This is a genomic window from Paraburkholderia sp. Ac-20347, assembly GCF_017104805.1.
Taxonomy (GTDB): Bacteria; Pseudomonadota; Gammaproteobacteria; order Burkholderiales; family Burkholderiaceae; genus Paraburkholderia; species Paraburkholderia tropica.
This window is the reverse complement of record NZ_JAAGPN010000564.1, coordinates 1-1,413: the sequence shown is the minus strand read 5'-3', so window position 1 is coordinate 1,413 and position 1,413 is coordinate 1. Positions and strand designations below refer to the sequence as shown.

At 64.3% G+C, this 1,413-nt stretch carries 1 protein-coding gene and 1 pseudogene; both read left to right on the top strand.

Annotated features, from left to right (window positions below):
- Positions 1-373, top strand: a pseudogene (locus G3N97_RS38680) (hypothetical protein); the annotation flags it as partial.
- A 78-nt stretch (positions 374-451) separates the two neighbouring features.
- Positions 452-1,357, top strand: coding sequence for a GTPase Era (gene era, locus G3N97_RS38675; RefSeq protein WP_065061318.1), 906 nt, complete (start codon positions 452-454; stop codon positions 1,355-1,357).
- Positions 1,358-1,413: the final 56 nt, after the last annotated feature.

Below are 1,413 nucleotides of genomic sequence, written 5' to 3'. Positions count from 1 at the left end.
CCGCGCGCGTGGCGACCGCCCGATTCTCGGCGTGCCCGCCGCTGCAGGCGAGGCGGGCGAACGTGCGCCGGCGTCGCTGGCCGCGCCGCTCGCCGTCATTCGCGCCGCGCATGTGCAGGAAAAAGGCACCGAGAAGGGCGCTGAAAAACCGGCGGAAAAGGCTGCCGACAAAGCCTTTGACGGCGTTCCGTCGGCCAGTTCGGTCGCGCCGCGCACCACGCGCGTCCGGGAAGCGCAAAATGGCGTTTCTGGCGACGCCGGCGCGTCCAATGGCACTTCGAATGGCACCTCCACCACCTCGTCCGGCTCCGTCGAGACGAGCGCCGATGTCGGCGCAGCGCTGCCCGTGCGCGCCGCCGACGCCGGCCACTGAACCTGTCGAGCGCGCGCGTCGTTGGCGCGCGCCGCCTCTGTTGCATCCAATCTGTCGCATCCATTCTCCGATCCGATCATGAACGCTCCCACCACTACTCCTGCCGGTTTTCGCTGCGGCATGGTCGCGATCGTCGGCCGTCCGAACGTTGGCAAATCCACGCTGATGAACGCCCTCGTCGGCCAGAAGATCAGCATCACGTCGCGCAAGGCGCAGACCACGCGCCACCGCATCACCGGCATCAACACGACCGACGACGCGCAGTACATCTTCGTCGACACGCCGGGTTTCCAGACGCGCCATAGCACCGCCCTGAACCGCTCGCTGAACCGCGCGGTCACTTCGACGCTCAGCTCGGTCGACGCCGTGCTGTTCGTGATCGAAGCGGGCAAGTTCGGTCCCGACGACCAGAAGGTGCTCGACCTGATTCCGCCGAACGCGCCCACGATCCTGATCGCCAACAAGATCGATTGCGTGAAGGACAAGGCCACGCTTTATCCGTTTATCGAAGGCGTGCAGAAGCTGCGCGAATTCCGCGAGATCGTGCCGCTGTCGGCGAAGAACGCGGACGACATCAAGCGTCTGCTCGATGTGCTCAAGCCGTATCTGCCTGAAGGCGAGCCGATCTACGGCGAAGACGACCTGACCGATCGCAGCGAGCGTTTCCTCGCCGCCGAAATCCTGCGCGAAAAAGTGTTCCGCTGGACCGGCGACGAACTGCCGTACACGAGCACGGTGGTCATCGAAAAGTTCGAGCAGGAAGGCCGCCTGCGCCGCATTTTCGCGACGATTCTCGTCGAGCGCGACACGCAGAAAGCCATGGTGATCGGCCAGAAGGGCAGCAAGCTCAAGCAGATCAGCACCGAGGCGCGCCTCGATATGGAAAAGCTTTTCGACGGTCCGGTTTATCTGGAAACGTTCGTGAAGGTGAAGAGCGGCTGGGCCGACAACGAAGCCGGTCTGCGCGCTTACGGTTACGAGTGATCCGCTGATCCGCGACGAGTGACAGGAAGAGCGACGGGATGAGCGACGGCGAAGCA